The organism is Paraburkholderia sp. MPAMCS5 (genome assembly GCF_036016995.1).
In the GTDB taxonomy this organism is placed as follows: domain Bacteria; phylum Pseudomonadota; class Gammaproteobacteria; order Burkholderiales; family Burkholderiaceae; genus Paraburkholderia.
Window position 1 is genome coordinate 1 of the sequence record NZ_JAYXBK010000033.1, and the last position, 5558, is coordinate 5558.

The 5558-nt window shown below is 53.6% G+C and carries 2 tRNA genes and 3 rRNA genes; all 5 read left to right on the forward strand.

Going from position 1 to position 5558, the window contains the following annotated elements:
* The first annotated feature begins 216 nt into the window (after positions 1–216).
* Positions 217–1747: ribosomal RNA gene (locus VOM14_RS31240) — 16S ribosomal RNA — on the forward strand.
* 78 nt (positions 1748–1825) lie between these two features.
* Positions 1826–1902 (forward strand) — tRNA-Ile (locus VOM14_RS31245).
* Positions 1903–1969: 67 nt separating this feature from the next.
* Positions 1970–2045 (forward strand) — tRNA-Ala (locus VOM14_RS31250).
* Between the two features lie 308 nt (positions 2046–2353).
* Positions 2354–5232 (forward strand): 23S ribosomal RNA (locus tag VOM14_RS31255).
* Between the two features lie 162 nt (positions 5233–5394).
* Positions 5395–5508 (forward strand): 5S ribosomal RNA (gene rrf / locus VOM14_RS31260).
* Together the 16S, 23S and 5S rRNA genes with 2 tRNA genes alongside form the textbook arrangement of a ribosomal RNA operon.
* Positions 5509–5558: the final 50 nt, after the last annotated feature.

Sequence of the window (5558 nt, forward strand, 5' to 3'; positions counted from 1 at the left end):
GATCTTTAAAAACTAACAGCCGATAAGTGTGGGCGCTTGATGCGTGACGCGGCGGCGGGTTCTTCGGAATCTGCTGCCAGGCGAAAGTATCAAGTCTCACACAGTAATGAAAGGAAGGTTTGGCCGTTGAAAGATGGTTGAACACTTCGTCAGTACGTTGAGTGAGCGACCGGGTGTCTGTGGGTAACCGCAGAGCCCGAAAACAGTAACAGGTTTGAACTGAAGAGTTTGATCCTGGCTCAGATTGAACGCTGGCGGCATGCCTTACACATGCAAGTCGAACGGCAGCACGGACTTCGGTCTGGTGGCGAGTGGCGAACGGGTGAGTAATACATCGGAACGTGTCCTGTAGTGGGGGATAGCCCGGCGAAAGCCGGATTAATACCGCATACGCTCTACGGAGGAAAGGGGGGGATCTTCGGACCTCTCGCTGTAGGGGCGGCCGATGGCAGATTAGCTAGTTGGTGGGGTAAAGGCCTACCAAGGCGACGATCTGTAGCTGGTCTGAGAGGACGACCAGCCACACTGGGACTGAGACACGGCCCAGACTCCTACGGGAGGCAGCAGTGGGGAATTTTGGACAATGGGGGCAACCCTGATCCAGCAATGCCGCGTGTGTGAAGAAGGCCTTCGGGTTGTAAAGCACTTTTGTCCGGAAAGAAAACGTTGTGGCTAATATCCATGGCGGATGACGGTACCGGAAGAATAAGCACCGGCTAACTACGTGCCAGCAGCCGCGGTAATACGTAGGGTGCAAGCGTTAATCGGAATTACTGGGCGTAAAGCGTGCGCAGGCGGTTCGCTAAGACAGATGTGAAATCCCCGGGCTTAACCTGGGAACTGCATTTGTGACTGGCGGGCTAGAGTATGGCAGAGGGGGGTAGAATTCCACGTGTAGCAGTGAAATGCGTAGAGATGTGGAGGAATACCGATGGCGAAGGCAGCCCCCTGGGCCAATACTGACGCTCATGCACGAAAGCGTGGGGAGCAAACAGGATTAGATACCCTGGTAGTCCACGCCCTAAACGATGTCAACTAGTTGTCGGGCCTTCATTGGCTTGGTAACGTAGCTAACGCGTGAAGTTGACCGCCTGGGGAGTACGGTCGCAAGATTAAAACTCAAAGGAATTGACGGGGACCCGCACAAGCGGTGGATGATGTGGATTAATTCGATGCAACGCGAAAAACCTTACCTACCCTTGACATGTACGGAATCCTGCTGAGAGGCGGGAGTGCCCGAAAGGGAGCCGTAACACAGGTGCTGCATGGCTGTCGTCAGCTCGTGTCGTGAGATGTTGGGTTAAGTCCCGCAACGAGCGCAACCCTTGTCCCTAGTTGCTACGCAAGAGCACTCCAGGGAGACTGCCGGTGACAAACCGGAGGAAGGTGGGGATGACGTCAAGTCCTCATGGCCCTTATGGGTAGGGCTTCACACGTCATACAATGGTCGGAACAGAGGGTTGCCAAGCCGCGAGGTGGAGCCAATCCCAGAAAACCGATCGTAGTCCGGATCGCACTCTGCAACTCGAGTGCGTGAAGCTGGAATCGCTAGTAATCGCGGATCAGCATGCCGCGGTGAATACGTTCCCGGGTCTTGTACACACCGCCCGTCACACCATGGGAGTGGGTTTTACCAGAAGTGGCTAGTCTAACCGCAAGGAGGACGGTCACCACGGTAGGATTCATGACTGGGGTGAAGTCGTAACAAGGTAGCCGTATCGGAAGGTGCGGCTGGATCACCTCCTTTCTCGAGCACATGCGTCAGAAGTGTTGAGCGCTCACGCTTATCGGCTGTAAGTAAAGACAGTCAATCAGGCAGACTCAGGGGTCTGTAGCTCAGTCGGTTAGAGCACCGTCTTGATAAGGCGGGGGTCGATGGTTCGAATCCATCCAGACCCACCAGTGTCTTGTCTGGTGCGCACCGGTTAATACCCCCTTGAGTAAAAAGCAGATTGATCTGTGCATGACTGGGGGATTAGCTCAGCTGGGAGAGCACCTGCTTTGCAAGCAGGGGGTCGTCGGTTCGATCCCGTCATCCTCCACCAATCCTCAATGCCTAGGGTTCGGTCGCAACCGAGCGTTACGCATTGGCGATTGAGCCAGTCAGAGCGGTAGGCGGTGCAAATCGCGCTATCGGCTGTCGTTCTTTAACAATCAGGAAGAAGTAGTAAAGAGATTCACGAAAGTGTACTTAGAGATGGGTGCGCGAGTAGGTGAATCAGGGTTGTGATTGTATCAATGTATTTTTTAAGTGATCGAAAGATTGCTTTGGAATACGGCGCAACACGAATACTCAACCTGTAGCGAGTGCGGATCGGAGTCCTTCGGGGCGAAAGAGACACACCCGTTATAGGGTCAAGCGAACAAGTGCATGTGGTGGATGCCTTGGCGATCACAGGCGATGAAGGACGCGGTAGCCTGCGAAAAGCTTCGGGGAGCTGGCAAACGAGCTTTGATCCGAAGATGTCCGAATGGGGAAACCCACTCCGAATGGAGTATCCATGACTGAATACATAGGTCATGTGAAGCGAACGCGGTGAACTGAAACATCTAAGTAACCGCAGGAAAAGAAATCAACCGAGATTCCCAGAGTAGTGGCGAGCGAAATGGGACCAGCCTGTACTCTTTATCTGTACTGTTAGTCGAATGCTCTGGAAAGTGCAGCCATAGCAGGTGATAGCCCTGTAGACGAAAACAGCATGGAAGAACTAGGTGTACGACAAGTAGGGCGGGACACGTGAAATCCTGTCTGAAGATGGGGGGACCATCCTCCAAGGCTAAATACTCGTGATCGACCGATAGTGAACCAGTACCGTGAGGGAAAGGCGAAAAGAACCCCGGGAGGGGAGTGAAATAGATCCTGAAACCGCATGCATACAAACAGTCGGAGCCTCGCAAGGGGTGACGGCGTACCTTTTGTATAATGGGTCAGCGACTTACATTCAGTGGCAAGCTTAACCGATTAGGGCAGGCGTAGCGAAAGCGAGTCCGAACAGGGCGTTCAGTCGCTGGGTGTAGACCCGAAACCAGGTGATCTATCCATGGCCAGGATGAAGGTGCGGTAACACGTACTGGAGGTCCGAACCCACTAACGTTGAAAAGTTAGGGGATGAGCTGTGGATAGGGGTGAAAGGCTAAACAAACCTGGAAATAGCTGGTTCTCTCCGAAAACTATTTAGGTAGTGCCTCGTGTATCACCTTCGGGGGTAGAGCACTGTCATGGTTGTGGGGTCCATTGCGGATTACTACGCCATAGCAAACTCCGAATACCGAAGAGTGCAATCACGGGAGACAGACATCGGGTGCTAACGTCCGGTGTCAAGAGGGAAACAACCCAGACCGCCAGCTAAGGTCCCCAAATATGACTAAGTGGGAAACGAAGTGGGAAGGCTAAAACAGTCAGGAGGTTGGCTTAGAAGCAGCCACCCTTTAAAGAAAGCGTAATAGCTCACTGATCGAGTCGTCCTGCGCGGAAGATGTAACGGGGCTAAGTCATATACCGAAGCTGCGGATGCACATTTATGTGCATGGTAGGAGAGCGTTCCGTAAGCCTGCGAAGGTGCACTGGAAAGTGTGCTGGAGGTATCGGAAGTGCGAATGCTGACATGAGTAGCGATAAAGGGGGTGAAAGGCCCCCTCGCCGTAAGCCCAAGGTTTCCTACGCAACGTTCATCGGCGTAGGGTGAGTCGGCCCCTAAGGCGAGGCAGAAATGCGTAGCTGATGGGAAGCAGGTTAATATTCCTGCACCATTGTTGAATGCGATGGGGGGACGGATCGCGGAAGGTTGTCCGGGTGTTGGAAGTCCCGGTCCTTGCATTGGAGAAGGCGCTTTGGCAAATCCGGGCGCGGAATTCAAGGGTGTGAGGCCAGTCTCTTCGGAGACGAAGCAATCGGAAGTGGTTCCAGGAAAAGCCTCTAAGCTTCAGTTCAACAAGACCGTACCGCAAACCGACACAGGTGGGCGAGATGAGTATTCTAAGGCGCTTGAGAGAACTCGGGAGAAGGAACTCGGCAAATTGGTACCGTAACTTCGGGATAAGGTACGCCCCTGTAGCTTGACTGGCCTGCGCCAGGAGGGTGAAGGGGTTGCAATAAACTGGTGGCTGCGACTGTTTAATAAAAACACAGCACTCTGCAAACACGAAAGTGGACGTATAGGGTGTGACGCCTGCCCGGTGCCGGAAGATTAAATGATGGGGTGCAAGCTCCTGATTGAAGTCCCGGTAAACGGCGGCCGTAACTATAACGGTCCTAAGGTAGCGAAATTCCTTGTCGGGTAAGTTCCGACCTGCACGAATGGCGTAACGATGGCCACACTGTCTCCTCCCGAGACTCAGCGAAGTTGAAGTGTTTGTGATGATGCAATCTCCCCGCGGCTAGACGGAAAGACCCCATGAACCTTTACTGTAGCTTTGCATTGGACTTTGAACCGGTCTGTGTAGGATAGGTGGGAGGCTGTGAAACGTGAACGCCAGTTTGCGTGGAGCCGTCCTTGAAATACCACCCTGATCTGTTTGAGGTTCTAACCTTGGTCCGTAATCCGGATCGGGGACAGTGCATGGTAGGCAGTTTGACTGGGGCGGTCTCCTCCCAAAGTGTAACGGAGGAGTACGAAGGTACGCTAGGTACGGTCGGAAATCGTGCTGATAGTGCAATGGCATAAGCGTGCTTAACTGCGAGACCGACAAGTCGAGCAGGTGCGAAAGCAGGTCATAGTGATCCGGTGGTTCTGTATGGAAGGGCCATCGCTCAACGGATAAAAGGTACTCTGGGGATAACAGGCTGATACCGCCCAAGAGTTCATATCGACGGCGGTGTTTGGCACCTCGATGTCGGCTCATCTCATCCTGGGGCTGTAGCCGGTCCCAAGGGTATGGCTGTTCGCCATTTAAAGAGGTACGTGAGCTGGGTTTAAAACGTCGTGAGACAGTTTGGTCCCTATCTGCCGTGGGCGCTGGATATTTGAAGGGGGCTGCTCCTAGTACGAGAGGACCGGAGTGGACGAACCTCTGGTGTACCGGTTGTCACGCCAGTGGCATCGCCGGGTAGCTATGTTCGGAAGAGATAACCGCTGAAAGCATCTAAGCGGGAAACTCGCCTTAAGATGAGATATCCCCGGGGCTTCGAGCCCCTTGAAGGGTCGTTCAAGACCAGGACGTTGATAGGTCAGGTGTGTAAGCGCAGTAATGCGTTAAGCTAACTGATACTAATTGCCCGTAAGGCTTGATCCTATAACAGGTGTGTCTTATCCCCGCGAAGGGGAAAACCGGCACCCATGTGGTTGAGATCAGTGTTGTGCCTGAAACAACACAGCCCAAAGACAGACATTCTCCCAGCTACTTCTTCCCGATTGGTCGTGCTGCCCCTCAAACGCAGCACGGCAACAAGTCATGCCTGATGACCATAGCGAGTCGGTACCACCCCTTCCCATCCCGAACAGGACCGTGAAACGACTCCACGCCGATGATAGTGCGGATTGCCCGTGTGAAAGTAGGTAATCGTCAGGCTCCCCAGCAGCATCAGAAACCCCACCCCTTCAAGGTGGGGTTTCTGCGTT